The sequence below is a fragment of the Novosphingobium capsulatum NBRC 12533 genome, from assembly GCF_001598375.1.
Taxonomy (GTDB): domain Bacteria; phylum Pseudomonadota; class Alphaproteobacteria; order Sphingomonadales; family Sphingomonadaceae; genus Novosphingobium; species Novosphingobium capsulatum.
Genome location: NZ_BCYV01000015.1, coordinates 65,522 through 78,798, shown reverse-complemented (window position 1 = coordinate 78,798; position 13,277 = coordinate 65,522). Strand labels below are relative to the sequence as shown.

The following is a 13,277-nucleotide window of genomic DNA, read 5'->3' as shown; positions in this document are numbered from 1 at the left end:
TGGACCATATCGCGCGCACCGCGCAGCCTGCAGGGGCAAATGCTCCTGGCGATCGCGCTGGCGCTGCTGGTGGCGCAGGGTCTTTCGGCCGCGCTGATCTGGCGCGAACAGAACGAGCGGCGCGTGCAACTGACCGTGAACGAGGCGGCATTTCGCCTGATCGGCCAGCCACCGCGCGAAAATCACCCGCCTGATGGCCGTCCACACGGGCCGCCGCCTGACGATATCTGGCGCCTGCCACGCCCCTTGCGCGTGCGCGTCGATGTCAATTCGCCCGAACAGCCGGGTGACCGCCAGCGCAGCGACGTGGCGAGCGCGTTGCATGATGTGCTGGAAACCCAGGGTCTGGTTCATCGCCAGGTCTTGGTGGTGGAGCGCGATCCCCAGGCGGATGCGATTGTCGGGGCGTGGTTTGGCGATGTCAGCAAGCGGCTGGAAAGCTTTGGCGATCATCGGCCGCAGGCCCGCCTGATCATCGCCTCGATCCAGCGGCCCGATGGCACCTGGCTTACCGCGCGCATCCTTTCGCCGGCCAACGAGCGCCAAGTAATCCTTTCGCTTCTGATGCAGACGGTGCTGCTCTATTTCGTGCTGGTGGGTGCGGTGGCGCTGATCCTGCGGCGCATTGCGCGGCCGCTCAAGGCCTTGACCGGGCGGGTGGAAGCCTTTGCCCGCGAACGCAATGCCGATGGCCAGCTCGAACCCGAGGGGCCTGACGATATCCGCCGCCTGATCGTGGCCCACAATGCCATGGAAGCGCGCATTGTTGGCCTGCTCGATGAAAAGGACGTGATGCTGGGCGCGATCGGCCACGATCTGAAAACGCCGCTGGCCGCGCTGCGCGTGCGGATCGAGGCGGTGGAGGACGAGAACGAGCGCGCGCGCATGGCCGCGACGATCGAGGATATCAACCGCTCGCTCGACGACATTCTCTCGCTCGCCCGCGTTGGCCGCCCCTCTGACCCGTTGGAGACGACCGAGCTTTCGGCCCTCGTCACCGACGTGATGGGCGAATACGAGGATATGGGCGAGGATGTGACGCTGGAAGACACCGTGCGCATCGTTCTGCCGCTGCGCGCCACCTGGCTGCGCCGGGCCATGCGCAATCTGGTGTCCAACGCGCTGCGCTATGGCCAGCGTGCCCGTGTCTCGCTGGAACGGGAAGACGGTGAGGCGGTGCTGCGCATCGAGGACGATGGCCCGGGCATTCCCGAAGGCGATATCCTGCGCATGATGGAGCCGTTCACCCGGCTGGAGGCCTCGCGCAATACCGCTACGGGCGGCACGGGCCTCGGGCTGACTCTGGCCCGCGCGATCGCCGACCAGCACGGGGGCTCGCTCGTGCTTGCCAACCGCTGGCAGGCGGGCCAGGTCGTGGGCCTGATTGCCACGCTCCGCCTGCCGCTGGCAGCCTGACCGCGCCGGCGCGGTTTTGCCTCATTCCTCGTCGGGATAGGGGCCCTTGCCACCCTCGGCGATGAAGCGATCGATCCGGGCGTGCAGCACGGGCAGTGGCACCGAGCCCAGTTCGAGCACGGCATCGTGGAAGGCGCGAATGTTGAACTTGTCGCCCAGCGCCTTTTCCGCGCGGGCGCGATCCTCCACGATGGCCATCTCGCCCAGGTAATAGCTCAGCGCCTGGCCCGGCCAGGCGATATAGCGATCGGTCTCGGTCTCGATCTCGTGATCCGACAGCGCGGTATTGTCGTGCAGGAAGGCCAGCGCCTGTTCGCGCGTCCAGCCCTTGGCGTGGATTCCGGTATCGACCACCAGCCGCGCCGCACGCCACATCTGGTATGACAGCATGCCAAAACGTTCGTAGGGCGTGGTGTAGATGCCCATCTCCACCCCCAGCTTTTCGCAATAGAGCGCCCAGCCTTCGCCATAGGCAGAAATGTAGGTGCGCTGGCGCCAGGCCGGCAGCCCCTTGTTTTCCGATGCCAATGACATCTGGAACGCATGGCCCGGCGCGCTTTCGTGCAGGGTGAGGGCGGGCAGCGAATAGAGCTGGCGTGCTGGCAGGTTCCAGGTGTTGACCAGATAGACGCCCGGCCCGCCGCGCCCGGCGGTGTAGAACGGGGCAATGTCGGCGGGCACCGGGCGAATGGCAAAGCGCTTGCGCGGCAGGCGGCCAAACCAGTCGGCTGCCTTGCCGTCGAACGTCTTGGCGATCCATGCCGCACGGTTGAGCAGATCTTGCGGGCTGCTCGCAACGAACTGCGGATCGCTGCGCAGCTTGGCCAGGAACGCGGGCAGGTCACCGGTAAAGCCGACCTGCGTCATGATCTCTTGCATTTGCGCACGGATCCTGGCCACCTCGGCCAGGCCGATCTGGTGGATCGCGTCGGGCGTCAGGTCGGTGGTGGTATATTCGCGGATCTGCGCCTGGTAATAGTCTTTCCCTTGGGGCAGGCCCTGCGCGGCAAGGGCGGTGCGGGCATGGGGCAGATAATCGCTGCGCAGATAGGCGAGCAGGGCGCGGTGCGCCGGCACAACTTCGCTGGTGATCGCCGTGCGCGCCTCGTCGGCCAGGGCCTTGGCCGTGGCGGGCGGAATACTGGCGGGCAGGGCCTTGAACGGCTCGAAGAACGGGTTGGCGTCGGCGGTCTTGGCGTCCGTTATCGGCAGCAGCGACAGATCGCGGCCCTTGAGCGTGACCTGCGGCGCGGTAAATCCGCGTGCCAGCCCCGCCTTCATGTTGGCCATCTGCTGCGCGAAATAGCGCGGCACGGCATGCAGCATGGCGATATAGGCGCGCGCTTCGCTTTCGTTGCGGAACGGCGTGCGTGCGGTATCGGCCAGGTTGCCCCAGAACGTGGTGTCTGAATTGAGCGGCTTTTCCCACTCGTGAAAGCGCTGCGCCGAAAGCAGCGTTTCGATCTGGTAGCGATAGATCGCATAGTTGACGCGCGCGGCCGGCGAGAGCGCGCCCTGGTCGATGGCGTCGAGCGCTTTCAGCGTTTGCGCCCAGCGCGCCTCGCGCGCGGCCTGGGCGGCGGCGCTCACGTCGGGCAGGCGATAGCTGGGGCGATCGTCGTTCTCGTCATCGCCAAACTGCGCCTGGCGCCAGGTCCATTCAGCATCGGCCAGGGCATAGAACGCGGCGTCCGCGGAAGCACTGGCAGCAACCGCGGGGACAGGCGCCTGCGCATGGGCTGGCTGGACTACGCCAAGCAGGAGAGCGGCCAGCAGCGGGAGACGATGAACGGTCACGGCGGCACGATACTCCTGTTGCAGATGCAACCGGGTAGCGTGGGAAATGGCCCATGTGCAAGCTGGACCGGGGCGGGCGCGGGCGCTATCCCGATGATCATGAGCGAAAACAGCGGGAGCAGCAGATCGGCCACCGGGCCAGGCTGGTGGCAGGTGGCGCGCCATGGCATGTGCCCGGCCTGCAATACGCCCGGCATGGTCTGGGCCGGGCGGGCGTGGGAGCCGCCCAAGCTCAATGACCACTGCCGCGCCTGTGGCGAGCCGCTGGCCGTGCACGAGGCAAGCGGGCGCGCGCTCTATCCTGTGGTCATCCCGCTTGTGGCGTTGCTGGTGTTTTCCGCGCTGCGGGTCGATGATATCTGGCGCCTGCCCTTGTGGGTCTATCCGCTGGTCTGGGGCCCGGCGAGCGCGCTGATCGTGGGCCTTGCGGTACGTGCGGTGCGTGCCGCGGTGCTGGCCGCGCGCGTGGCACCGCGAGGGCAGGGCTGATGCGGCGTATTCCCGTGCTGCCCACCTGCATCGTGCTGCTGGCCGTGGCCGTGATGATCGGCCTGGGTTTCTGGCAATTGCAGCGCAAGGTGCAGAAAGAGGCGCTGCTGGCGCGCTTTGCCGCCGCGCTGGTCAATCCCGCGCCGGTCCCGTTCCCCGTGGCAGGCGATGGCAAGGCCGTGCTCTATCGCCGTGCCACGTTCGATTGCCAGGTGCAGCCTGGCCTGTGGGATTCGGTGGGCGGCCGCAACGCTGCCGGTGAAAGTGGCTATGTGCACATTGCCCATTGCCAAGCGCCGGGTGGTATGCCCGCGCTGGTGCAACTGGGCTGGTCGCGCGATCCGCATCCGCCGCAATGGGATGGTGGGCGGGTCACGGGCCGAATCGCCCCGTTCCACAAGATCACCCGCCTGGTTGCCGATCCGCCGCTTGCCGGCCTGGGCGCCAATGCCGCGCCTGATCCGTCTGACATTCCCAACAACCATCTGGCCTATGCGGTGCAGTGGTTCCTGTTCGCCGCCGTAGCGCTGGTGATCTATGCCCTGGCCCTGCGCCGGCGCGCGAAAGGCGCGGCGGTGGTTGTCACGATGCCCCCGGGGCGCTAGGCGCCGCGCTGACGACAACGCGCGCGATGGCGTGCCGGTGATGATTGGGCGCTGCCCTTGCGGTGGGCGCGGCACACGGGGATTGGCGATGAAGTATGTCAGCACGCGGGGCCAGGCCGCCTCGCTCGATTTCGAAGGCGTCACGCTGGCGGGCCTCGCGTCCGACGGTGGCCTCTACGTGCCCGAAGCCTGGCCGCAGTTCAGCCATGATGAGATCGCCGCCATGGCTGGCCTGCCCTATGCCGAACTGGCCGCGCGGATCATGGCGCCTTTCGTGGGCGACAGCCTTTCGCCCGAACGCCTGCGCGAATTGACCGGCCAGGCCTATGGCCGCTTTGCCCATGCCGCCGTCACCCCGCTCAAGCAGCTCGACGAGCGGCAGTGGGTGCTCGAGCTGTTCCACGGCCCGACCCTGGCGTTCAAGGACGTGGCCTTGCAGATGCTGGGCCTGCTGTTCGAGGAATTCCTGGCTCGCCGCGAGGATCACCTGACCATCGTGGGTGCCACCTCGGGCGATACCGGCTCTGCCGCGATCGACGCCGTGGCTGGCCGCGCCAAGGTCGATATCTTCATGCTGCATCCCCATGGCCGCGTGTCTGATGTTCAGCGCCGGCAGATGACCACGGTGATCGCGCCCAACGTCTATAACATCGCGATCGACGGCAGCTTTGACGACGCCCAGGCGATGGTGAAGCGCATGTTCAACGATGCCGCGATCACCGGCACTTATGGCATTGCCGCGGTCAATTCGATCAACTGGGCGCGGCTGATGTCGCAGGTGGTCTATTATTTCGCCGCCGCGCTGCAACTGGGCGCACCGCACCGCAAGGTGGCCTTCTCTGTGCCGACCGGCAATTTCGGCGACGTGTTCGCCGGCTATGTCGCGGCGCAGATGGGCCTGCCCGTGGAGCGGCTGATCGTGGCCACCAACATCAATGACATTCTCCACCGCGCGCTGTCGGCTGGGGACTATTCGGCCAGCACGGTCACGCCCACGGCGGCGCCGTCGATGGATATTCAGGTCTCGTCCAATTTCGAACGCCTGCTGTTCGATGCCTGCGGGCGCGATGCCGCTGTCCTGGCCGCGCAGATGCAGCAGTTCGATGCCACCAAGGCGCTGCAACTGACCAATGCCCAGCGTGCAGCGATCGGCGGCCTGTTCACCAGCGCGCGCTGCGATCCCGCACAGATGGCCCAGGCCATGCGCTGGGCCTATGAGGCAGCGGGCGAAGTGCTTGATCCGCATACCGCAATCGGCCTGCATGCCGCGCGCGTGGCCGAAGGGCTGCCGACCGATGTGCCGGTGGTGACCCTGGCCACGGCCCATCCCGCCAAGTTCGTCGATGCGGTGGAGCGCGCCACCGGCGTGCGCCCGCCGCTGCCCGCGCGCGTGGGCGATCTGTTCGAGCGCCAGGAACGCTGCGACCACCTGCCCGGCACGTATGAGGCCGTGGCAGCCTATGTGACCGAGCGCGCAACACCCAAGATCGGCAAGAAGGACGCCTGATGGCCGCGCTTACGCTCCAGCCACAGTTGATGGTGGGATCGCCTTGGGGGGATTTCGCCCTCATCGATTCGGGCCATGGCCGCAAGCTTGAGCGCTATGGCCCGCATCGCTTCATCCGCCCTGAACCCCAGGCGATGTGGGCGCCGGCGCTGGGCGAATGGGCGGCCGATGGCGAATTCGTGCCCGGTTCCGACGAGGATGGCGGCGGGCGCTGGCTGTTTGACGGCCCGGTGCCGCGCGAAGGCTGGCCGCTGGCGTGGAACGCGGTGCAGTTCACCGCCAGCTGCACGCCGTTCCGTCACCTGGGCTTTTTCCCCGACATGGCCCCGGTTTGGGACTGGATGGGCGAGCGTCTGGACGGACGTGATGACGCCACCACGCTCAACCTGTTCGGCTACACCGGCGTCGGCACGCTGTCGCTCTCGCGCTTTGGCCCGGTTACCCATGTCGATGCCTCGAAAAAGTCGGTCGCCCAGGCCCGCGTCAATGCCGCGCTTTCGGGCATGGATGGCCGCCCGGTGCGCTGGATCGTCGACGACGCGGCCAAGTTCACCGCGCGCGAAGTGCGCCGGGGTAAGCGCTATGACGGCATCATTCTCGATCCGCCCAAGTTCGGTCGTGGCCCGGAAGGCGAAGTGTGGCGCCTGGAAGAGAGCCTGCCCGGTCTGATCGCCGATTGCGCCCGCCTGCTCGATGCCAACAGCAGCTTCCTGTTCCTGACGGTCTATGCCGTACGCATGTCCTCGCTCGCCATTGGCGGCTTGCTGGCCGAGGCTTTGGCGCACTTGCCCGGCACGATCGAGCATGGCGATCTGGCCCTGGCCGAGGAAGGACCGGGCGGGCGTGTCCTGCCCACGGCGATTTTCGCACGGTGGAACCGCGCGGCATAAGCGCGGCTGATGCTGGACATTCGCGTGGCCAAGTGCCAATGGCGCGCGCGTGTCTGACAGCCTGATCCTCGAAGTCGCCAATGTCGAAACCGATGTCCTGACCGGGATCTATTCGGAAGAGACCGGCCGTCCGCAGCCCCTGCGGATTTCCATCCGTGCCTGGCTGCGTCCCCAGGACCGCTACACGGCCGATTGCCCGCTGACCGCGAGCAAGAACTACATGGACCTCAAGCACGCCGCGAGCGACGGATTGCCCAAAGATGTGCATTTCCAACTGATCGAATCGGTTGCAGACCACATCTGTGAGACGTTGTTCGTACAGGATGCGCGGGTGACCCAGGTGGAAGTGAAAATCGTGAAGCTCGCCATCAGCGAGGCTGGAGAAGATATCGGCATGACGCTTACCCGCGCCCGCCGCGGATGAGCGTGCCCCGCCCGCTGGCGCTGGTCACTGGCGGATGGCGCCGAATCGGGGCCGCGATTGCCCGCAAGCTGGCGCAGGAGGGTTGGGACCTGGCGCTGCACGCGCACCACGCGCACACCTTCGATCCCGAATTCACCGCCCAGCTGCAGTGGCTGGGCGCGACAGTGCATCCCCTGGCAGGCGATCTGGGCGATAGCGCCTTTCCGGCCGCGATGCTGGCCGATGTCATCGCCCGCGCCGGCCAGGCACCGCGCCTTCTGGTCAACTGCGCGTCGCTGTTTCAGGACGACACGATCGCCAACCTCGCACCCGAGGCGCTGGATCAGCATTTCGGCGTCAATCTGTTTGCGCCACTGCTGCTGACCCGTGCCTTTGCCGAGGCGCTGGGTGAGGACGAAGGCGCCGTGGTCAATATTCTCGACCAGCGCGTGCAGAACCCGGTGCCCGACCAGTTGAGCTACACCCTGTCCAAGCAGGCGCTGCATGCCGCGGTGCGCACCCTGGCGCGCGCGCTGGCACCGCGAGTGCGGGTCAACGGCGTGGCGCCCGGCCTGATCCTGCCGACGCAGGATTACGACGCTGACCAGTGGCACCGCCTGGAAGAGATCATGCCCTTGAAGCGCCTGCCCGGCGCCGATGAAATTGCCGATGCCGTGCACTATCTGGCGACAGCGCGCGCGGTGACCGGACAAACTCTTTTCGTCGATGCCGGCGCAAGCCTTGAATCCTACCCTCGGGACTTCGTATATCTCGAACGATGACAGCGCCCGCGCCTCTGGTTGACCGCTTTGCGCGGGCCATAACCTATCTTCGCCTGTCGGTGACGGATCGCTGCGACCTGCGCTGCACCTATTGCATGCCCGAACGCATGACGTTCCTGCCGCGTGCCGACGTGTTGAGCCTGGAAGAGCTGTACAAGGTGTCGCGTGCGTTCATCGATCGCGGCGTCACCAAGCTGCGCCTGACCGGCGGAGAGCCGCTGGTGCGGCGCGACATGGTCGATCTGGTACGCGCGCTGGGCCGCCACCTGGGCGGGGGCGGGCTCCAGGAACTGACGCTGACCACCAACGGCACCCGGCTGGCCGAATTTGCCGACGATCTGGTCGCCGCCGGCGTGCGCCGCATCAACGTGTCACTCGATACGCTCGACCGCAGCCGCTTTGCCGCGCTGGCCCGGCGCGATAGCCTGCCCCAAGTGCTAGAAGGCCTGGCCGCCGCGCGGGCGGCCGGCCTCAAGGTCAAGCTCAACGCCGTGGCGCTCAAGGGCGTGAACCAGGATGAATTGCCCGACCTGATCGCCTGGGCACATGGCCAGGGCCATGACGTGACGCTGATCGAAGTGATGCCGCTGGGCGATGTCGAGGAAGATCGCCTCGATCATTACCTCCCGCTCGATGCCGTGCGCCGTGATCTGGAACAGCGCTGGACGCTGGTGCCCAACGCGGTGAGCACGGGTGGGCCGGCGCGATATGTCGATATTGCCGAAACCGGCGGTCGGCTGGGTTTCATTACGCCTTTGACGGGCAATTTCTGCGCCACCTGCAACCGCGTGCGGGTTACGGCCACGGGCCAGCTCTACATGTGCCTAGGCGGGGAAGGGCGTGTGGACCTGCGCGCCGCGCTGCGTTCTGACGATCCCGATGCCGCGCTGACCGATGCCTTTGCCCGCGCCATGGGCGAAAAGCAGGAACGCCACGCCTTTGCCATCGACCGCGCCGGCGCGGCCCCGGCCGTTTCGCGCCACATGTCGACGACCGGGGGCTGATCGCCATGGCCAAGCTCGTGTTCCTCGGCCGCCTGGAAGACCGCGCCGGCTGTGCGGAAATGGCTGTCACGCCTGGCCCGCTTGCCGATATCCTCGCCGGGCTCGACCCTGCGCTGGCGCTCGATCTTCTGGGCGAGCGGGTGCGCTGGGCGCTCAATGGCAAGCTGGTGGGCGAAAGCGAAGCGATGGTGCTGGGCGAGGGTGACGAACTGGCGTTCCTGCCACCGGTGAGCGGCGGCTGAGGCGGCGGGGGCTTTGGGGGGCTTCGACAAGCTCAGCCCGAACGGACTTCCGGCTGGTTGGCTCACCCCCGTTCGCCCTGAGCCTGTCGAAGGGCGCCGTGCGCAATGCCACCCACTTTAGACCCTGAAAGCTATTTTCGCAGGGCAGGTTTTTGACAGCGCGCCCCGGCATCCGTATGGGGACGGCGCTTGCCGGGCCAGCTTGCCCGGCCCCATGGCCTGATCCCATCGCGGGTGCGGGGCCGATTGCCAAGGAAACCCCTTTCGATGTCTCAGCCCCAGGTGGAAGTCGCCACGCTCGAACCCACGGCCGCAGCCACGGTGGAAACCGTGCTCACGGTCAAGCACTGGGACGAGCGCCTGTTCAGCTTCACCGTGACCCGTCCGGCCTCGTTCCGCTTCCGCTCTGGCGAATTCGTGATGATCGGCCTGCAGGGAGACAATGGCCGTCCGCTGCTGCGCGCCTATTCGGTGGCGAGCCCGGCCTGGGCCGAGGAACTCGAATTCCTCTCGATCAAGGTGCCCGATGGTCCGCTGACCTCGCGCCTGCAGAAGATTCAGCCCGGCGACCAGATCTATCTTGGCAAGAAGCCGACCGGCACCTTGGTGACCGATGCTCTGCTGCCGGGCAAGCGCCTGTTCATGCTGTCGACCGGCACCGGCCTGGCGCCATTCCTGTCGCTGGCGCGCGATCCCGATGTCTATGAATTCTATGAACAGGTCGTCGTGGTGCACTCGGTGCGTAAGGTGAGCGAGCTGGCCTTCCGCGAAGAACTGTCGAGCGGCTTTGCGGAAGATCCGCTGGTGGGCGAACAGGCTGCGCAGCAGCTGCACTATGTGCCCACCGTCACGCGCGAGCCGTTCAAGAACAACGTGCGCATCGACAAGCTGATCGAAAGCGGCGCGCTGTTCGAGGGCATTCCGGGTGAGGCGCGCCTCGATCCCGCCACCGATCGCGTCATGCTGTGCGGCTCGATGGACATGATCAAGGATTTCGCCGCGCTGCTCGAAGGCATGGGCTTTGTCGAAGGCTCCAACGCCAAGCCGGGCGATTTCGTGATCGAACGCGCGTTCGTCGGCTGATCGGCATGACGGCAGACGTCCGTCTCACCGATGCGGCGTTTGACCCCGCCGCGCTGCTGGCTGCCTTTACCGGGCAGTTTGGCGGTGCTGGCGGGGTTGTCAGTTTTCTGGGCCAAGTGCGCGATGGCGGCAGCGATGGCGATGGCGTGGAAGCGCTGGAGTTGCGCCATTATGCCCCGCTCACCCTGCCGGGGATGGAAGCGCTGGCGGCCACGGCCCTGACCCGCTGGCGGCTGGAAGGGTTGCTGGTGATCCACCGCCACGGCGTGATGCTGCCGGGCGATCCGATCGTGATGGTTGCCGCCGCCGCCCGCCACCGGCGCGAGGCATTTGCCGCCACCGACTTCGTGATGGATCACCTCAAGAGCGACAGCTGGTTCTGGAAGCGGGAAAAGACCGCGGCCGGCTGGCGCTGGATCGAGCCGCGCACGCAGGATTTTGCCGATCGCGCGCGCTGGTAGGGCGTCAGCCCTTCAACTGCGCCAGCACGCTATCCTGCTGCGCCACGCGCGCGGCGACCGAATCGCGGGCATTGATCACATGCGCCGCATCGGGGGTGGGCCGGTCCACTGCGGCGATTTCCGCCGCTGTTGCCATCTGATCGAGATCAGCCAGAGCGATCGCGGTGTCGCTACGCGCCGATTCGAGGCGGGCCAGCGCCACTTGGGCCAGGTTCCAGGTCTCACTGCCATTGGCGGCATTGTGCGCACGCGCGGCAGCGCGCGTGGCTTCGGGCACCAAAGCGATGAACCGGGCATCCGCCTCGCGTGCACGCTCTTCCAGTGCGGCAAGGCGCTGGGGCAGCGTGGCATCGGCGGGAATCGGTGCCGGCGCTGCTGCCGCCGCATCGGCTGGTGCGGCCTTGGCCTGGCCAAACGCGCGTTCCGCAGGGCGAATCGCCAGCGAGGGGAAACGCCCGCGATCGGGCGAGCAGCCGCCCACAACTAGGGCGGGGGCGGCGATCAGGCCAACAAGGCAAAGCCGTTGCAGGATGAAGCGAGTGGACAGGCAAGCCATGGCGGTGCCATAGCACGTGGGCGGCCAATGGCCAGCGGTAGGGGCGCTGCTTCGCGCATTTCCCACTTCCCCGGCGTTGACATGCCGGCCCGCTTGGATTATCCGCGCCCCTCTTTCCGGGGCTTCGCATGATTGCGGGGAACCGGCACATTGCCCGCTGTCCGCGATTCGGAATTGGCCGATCGGGGTGCTTGGTGGGTCAGGCATTTGAAACGGATAGCAGAACCATGTTCGCAATTGTGCGCACGGGCGGCAAGCAGTATCGGGTGGCCGCCGGAGATAAGATCGCGGTGGAAAAGCTGGCTGGCGAAGCCGGTGAAACCATCACCCTCGGTGACGTCCTGCTGGCTGGCAAGGATGGCGAACTGGCCGACGCTTCGGCCATTACCGTTTCGGCGGAAATCATCGCCCAGGCCAAGTCGGAAAAGGTCGTGGTGTTCAAGAAGCGCCGCCGTCACAACTATCGCCGCAAGAACGGCCACCGCCAGCAGATGACTCTGCTGCGCATCGTGTCGGTCGCCTGAGCGCCAGTTCGGAGTAAGCAGAGATGGCACATAAGAAAGCAGGCGGCTCGTCGCGCAACGGTCGCGACTCGCAGTCCAAGCGCCTTGGCGTGAAGAAGTTCGGCGGCCAGGACGTGGTCGGCGGCAACATCATTATCCGTCAGCGCGGCACCCGCGTGTACCCCGGCGCCAATGTTGGCCTCGGCAAGGACCACACCCTGTTTGCGCTTGCCAACGGCCGCGTGCGTTTCCACGCCGGCAAGCTTGGCCGCAAGTACGTGTCGGTCGACCTGATGGCCGAAGCCGCCGAATAAGCGGATGGTCATGCCAAGGGCCATCCTGATGGGATGGCCCCGCCGGTTTCGCGCCGGCTGAACGAGGGAGAGGGGCCTTGCCCCATCTCCCTTTTTCTTTGTCTCCCTCATCCGCAACGGCGCCATTTGCCTCGAAAACCGAAGCACTTGGCGCAGCACGCAATATCCCTGTCATCGGAAAGTGCATAAGCATCCGGCGAAAGGGAGCGGTTGACTGGAGATTACCGATGTTCATTCGCAGCGAGCGGCTGTTCCTGCGGCCGGGTTGGCCCGAGGATTGGGCCGAACTCTATGCCCTGATCGATGACGAGGCGGTGGTGCGCCATCTGGCGCGGGCGCCCTGGCCCTATCGTGCCGATGATGCGCGGGCCTTTGCTGCCCTGGCGCAGGACGGCCGCTATCCGCATTTCTTCGTTACCCTGCCGGGGCCCGAAGGCGCGCAACTGATTGGCAGCGTGGGCCTGATGCCCGATGAGCACGGCCCGCCCGGCGCGGCGCCGCTGCTCGGTTATTGGGTGGCCCGTGCCCATTGGGGGCGTGGCTTTGCCACCGAGGCGGCGCGGGCAGTGCTGACGCTGGCGGCCACGCTGGGCCATCGCCGCGTGGCGGCGCGCCACTTCCTCGACAATCCCGCCTCGGGCCGGGTCCTGGCCAAGCTGGGCTTCCGCTCCACCGGCGAGATTCGCCCTGGCGCCAGCCGGGCCCGCGACGGTGTGGCGCCCACGCTCGGCTATGCCCTGGATCTCGATCCGCCTGGCAATTGCGATGGGGATCGTCGCCTGGCCGCCTGACGGAAAAGGAAAAGCCCCTTCTGCCATCGGCCGAAGGGGCTTTTTCGTTGCAGCGCGTGCCGCCAGCCGCGTGAGAGTGATCAGCCGGGCGGAGCAGCCTCTGGCTCGGGAGTCTTTTCCGCCGCGCGGGCCTGTTCAAACTTGAGGCAATCGAGAATCTTGGCCCCGGCCATGAACACCGCGCAGGTCGTAGCCAGGAACAGCAGCTTGCCACCAAAACCGGGAAACCGCGTGAGGTAGGCCTGCCCGCGTTCTACCGCGCCCAGGGCCAACGCATAGATCACCGCAAACGCCTCAAAGCGATTCTTGATCAGGAAGAGGCGGCCAATCTTGCGGAGCATGCGTTGTCCCTTGTCTCCATGCTGGGTTTGCGATCCGCCGGACCTCTCGCCACCCCGATCAGCAACCTTCGTGCCAATCCAATGAATACGGGC

Annotated in this window: 17 protein-coding genes; 14 read left to right on the top strand and 3 right to left on the bottom strand. The window is 66.5% G+C overall.

From position 1 onward, the window contains the following. Positions 1-39 precede the first annotated feature (39 nt). Complete coding sequence (locus SCA01S_RS14970; RefSeq protein ID WP_062787174.1) at positions 40-1,416, top strand: sensor histidine kinase; 1,377 nt, start codon at positions 40-42, stop codon at positions 1,414-1,416. A 21-nt stretch (positions 1,417-1,437) separates the two neighbouring features. Here SCA01S_RS14970 and SCA01S_RS14965 read toward each other — a convergent pair whose 3' ends face one another. Beyond that, the gene (locus SCA01S_RS14965; RefSeq protein WP_245652650.1) at positions 1,438-3,213 is read right to left on the bottom strand and encodes a DUF885 domain-containing protein; all 1,776 of its coding nucleotides are present in this window, start codon (positions 3,211-3,213) and stop codon (positions 1,438-1,440) included. A gap of 99 nt (positions 3,214-3,312) precedes the next feature. On the opposite strand from SCA01S_RS14965, the gene SCA01S_RS22585 reads away from it, so the two are divergent. The 10 genes from SCA01S_RS22585 to SCA01S_RS14915 all read left to right on the top strand — a co-directional run bounded on the left by SCA01S_RS22585 (position 3,313) and on the right by SCA01S_RS14915 (position 10,679). Next, a complete protein-coding gene (locus tag SCA01S_RS22585; protein ID WP_231627740.1) occupies positions 3,313-3,702 on the top strand; it encodes a DUF983 domain-containing protein in 390 nt (129 codons plus the stop codon). Beyond that, positions 3,702-4,307, top strand: coding sequence for an SURF1 family protein (locus SCA01S_RS14955; protein ID WP_062786980.1), 606 nt, complete (start codon positions 3,702-3,704; stop codon positions 4,305-4,307). The genes SCA01S_RS22585 and SCA01S_RS14955 overlap by 1 nt, the downstream gene beginning before the upstream one ends. 88 nt (positions 4,308-4,395) lie before the next feature. Next, positions 4,396-5,814 carry a threonine synthase gene (gene thrC / locus SCA01S_RS14950; protein WP_062786978.1) on the top strand — a complete coding sequence of 473 codons (1,419 nt, stop codon included), beginning with the start codon at positions 4,396-4,398 and terminating at the stop codon, positions 5,812-5,814. After that, on the top strand, positions 5,814-6,704 hold the full coding sequence (locus SCA01S_RS14945; protein WP_062786975.1) for a class I SAM-dependent methyltransferase: 891 nt from the start codon (positions 5,814-5,816) through the stop codon (positions 6,702-6,704). Before thrC ends, SCA01S_RS14945 begins: the two co-directional genes overlap by 1 nt. Before the next feature lie 49 nt (positions 6,705-6,753). Continuing rightward, positions 6,754-7,128 carry a dihydroneopterin aldolase gene (locus tag SCA01S_RS14940; RefSeq protein WP_022678091.1) on the top strand — a complete coding sequence of 125 codons (375 nt, stop codon included), beginning with the start codon at positions 6,754-6,756 and terminating at the stop codon, positions 7,126-7,128. Beyond that, positions 7,125-7,889 (top strand): SDR family oxidoreductase, encoded by a 765-nt coding sequence (locus tag SCA01S_RS14935; protein ID WP_062786973.1) that lies wholly within the window; start codon positions 7,125-7,127, stop codon positions 7,887-7,889. The genes SCA01S_RS14940 and SCA01S_RS14935 overlap by 4 nt, the downstream gene beginning before the upstream one ends. Next, complete coding sequence (gene moaA / locus SCA01S_RS14930; RefSeq protein ID WP_054132265.1) at positions 7,886-8,893, top strand: GTP 3',8-cyclase MoaA; 1,008 nt, start codon at positions 7,886-7,888, stop codon at positions 8,891-8,893. Before SCA01S_RS14935 ends, moaA begins: the two co-directional genes overlap by 4 nt. A gap of 5 nt (positions 8,894-8,898) precedes the next feature. Beyond that, positions 8,899-9,135: a MoaD/ThiS family protein gene (locus tag SCA01S_RS14925; RefSeq protein ID WP_062786970.1), complete on the top strand. Its 237-nt coding sequence runs from the start codon at positions 8,899-8,901 to the stop codon at positions 9,133-9,135. A gap of 267 nt (positions 9,136-9,402) precedes the next feature. Continuing rightward, positions 9,403-10,218: a ferredoxin--NADP reductase gene (locus SCA01S_RS14920; protein ID WP_062786968.1), complete on the top strand. Its 816-nt coding sequence runs from the start codon at positions 9,403-9,405 to the stop codon at positions 10,216-10,218. A gap of 5 nt (positions 10,219-10,223) precedes the next feature. After that, complete coding sequence (locus SCA01S_RS14915) at positions 10,224-10,679, top strand: molybdenum cofactor biosynthesis protein MoaE (protein ID WP_062786965.1); 456 nt, start codon at positions 10,224-10,226, stop codon at positions 10,677-10,679. A gap of 4 nt (positions 10,680-10,683) precedes the next feature. Here the strand turns inward: SCA01S_RS14915 and SCA01S_RS14910 are convergent, their stop codons facing one another. Then, positions 10,684-11,235: a hypothetical protein gene (locus SCA01S_RS14910; protein WP_157088998.1), complete on the bottom strand. Its 552-nt coding sequence runs from the start codon at positions 11,233-11,235 to the stop codon at positions 10,684-10,686. A 227-nt stretch (positions 11,236-11,462) separates the two neighbouring features. Between SCA01S_RS14910 and rplU the strand changes: the two genes are divergently transcribed. The 3 genes from rplU (at position 11,463) to SCA01S_RS14895 (ending at position 12,843) form a co-directional block, all read left to right on the top strand. After that, on the top strand, positions 11,463-11,759 hold the full coding sequence (gene rplU, locus SCA01S_RS14905; protein ID WP_022678098.1) for a 50S ribosomal protein L21: 297 nt from the start codon (positions 11,463-11,465) through the stop codon (positions 11,757-11,759). 23 nt (positions 11,760-11,782) lie between these two features. Then, entirely contained in the window at positions 11,783-12,052 is a 270-nt protein-coding gene (rpmA, locus tag SCA01S_RS14900; protein ID WP_022678099.1) for a 50S ribosomal protein L27, read from the top strand. Between the two features lie 227 nt (positions 12,053-12,279). Next, positions 12,280-12,843, top strand: a complete 564-nt coding sequence (locus tag SCA01S_RS14895; RefSeq protein WP_054132264.1) for a GNAT family N-acetyltransferase — start codon at positions 12,280-12,282, stop codon at positions 12,841-12,843. An 80-nt stretch (positions 12,844-12,923) separates the two neighbouring features. Here the strand turns inward: SCA01S_RS14895 and SCA01S_RS14890 are convergent, their stop codons facing one another. After that, positions 12,924-13,184: a hypothetical protein gene (locus tag SCA01S_RS14890; RefSeq protein ID WP_022678100.1), complete on the bottom strand. Its 261-nt coding sequence runs from the start codon at positions 13,182-13,184 to the stop codon at positions 12,924-12,926. Positions 13,185-13,277 lie beyond the last annotated feature (93 nt).

Excerpts from the sequence above, each read along its gene's own strand:
- SCA01S_RS22585 (WP_231627740.1), top strand. The coding sequence starts at position 3,313 with ATGAGCGAAAACAGCGGGAGCAGCAGATCGGCCACCGGGCCAGGCTGG.
- SCA01S_RS14935 (WP_062786973.1), top strand. The coding sequence starts at position 7,125 with ATGAGCGTGCCCCGCCCGCTGGCGCTGGTCACTGGCGGATGGCGCCGA.
- SCA01S_RS14910 (WP_157088998.1), bottom strand. The coding sequence starts at position 11,235 with ATGGCTTGCCTGTCCACTCGCTTCATCCTGCAACGGCTTTGCCTTGTT.
- rplU (WP_022678098.1), top strand. The coding sequence starts at position 11,463 with ATGTTCGCAATTGTGCGCACGGGCGGCAAGCAGTATCGGGTGGCCGCC.
- SCA01S_RS14925 (WP_062786970.1), top strand. The coding sequence starts at position 8,899 with ATGGCCAAGCTCGTGTTCCTCGGCCGCCTGGAAGACCGCGCCGGCTGT.
- SCA01S_RS14895 (WP_054132264.1), top strand. The coding sequence starts at position 12,280 with ATGTTCATTCGCAGCGAGCGGCTGTTCCTGCGGCCGGGTTGGCCCGAG.
- SCA01S_RS14945 (WP_062786975.1), top strand. The coding sequence starts at position 5,814 with ATGGCCGCGCTTACGCTCCAGCCACAGTTGATGGTGGGATCGCCTTGG.
- SCA01S_RS14955 (WP_062786980.1), top strand. The coding sequence starts at position 3,702 with ATGCGGCGTATTCCCGTGCTGCCCACCTGCATCGTGCTGCTGGCCGTG.
- SCA01S_RS14890 (WP_022678100.1), bottom strand. The coding sequence starts at position 13,184 with ATGCTCCGCAAGATTGGCCGCCTCTTCCTGATCAAGAATCGCTTTGAG.
- SCA01S_RS14920 (WP_062786968.1), top strand. The coding sequence starts at position 9,403 with ATGTCTCAGCCCCAGGTGGAAGTCGCCACGCTCGAACCCACGGCCGCA.
- rpmA (WP_022678099.1), top strand. The coding sequence starts at position 11,783 with ATGGCACATAAGAAAGCAGGCGGCTCGTCGCGCAACGGTCGCGACTCG.
- moaA (WP_054132265.1), top strand. The coding sequence starts at position 7,886 with ATGACAGCGCCCGCGCCTCTGGTTGACCGCTTTGCGCGGGCCATAACC.
- SCA01S_RS14915 (WP_062786965.1), top strand. The coding sequence starts at position 10,224 with ATGACGGCAGACGTCCGTCTCACCGATGCGGCGTTTGACCCCGCCGCG.
- SCA01S_RS14970 (WP_062787174.1), top strand. The coding sequence starts at position 40 with ATGCTCCTGGCGATCGCGCTGGCGCTGCTGGTGGCGCAGGGTCTTTCG.
- thrC (WP_062786978.1), top strand. The coding sequence starts at position 4,396 with ATGAAGTATGTCAGCACGCGGGGCCAGGCCGCCTCGCTCGATTTCGAA.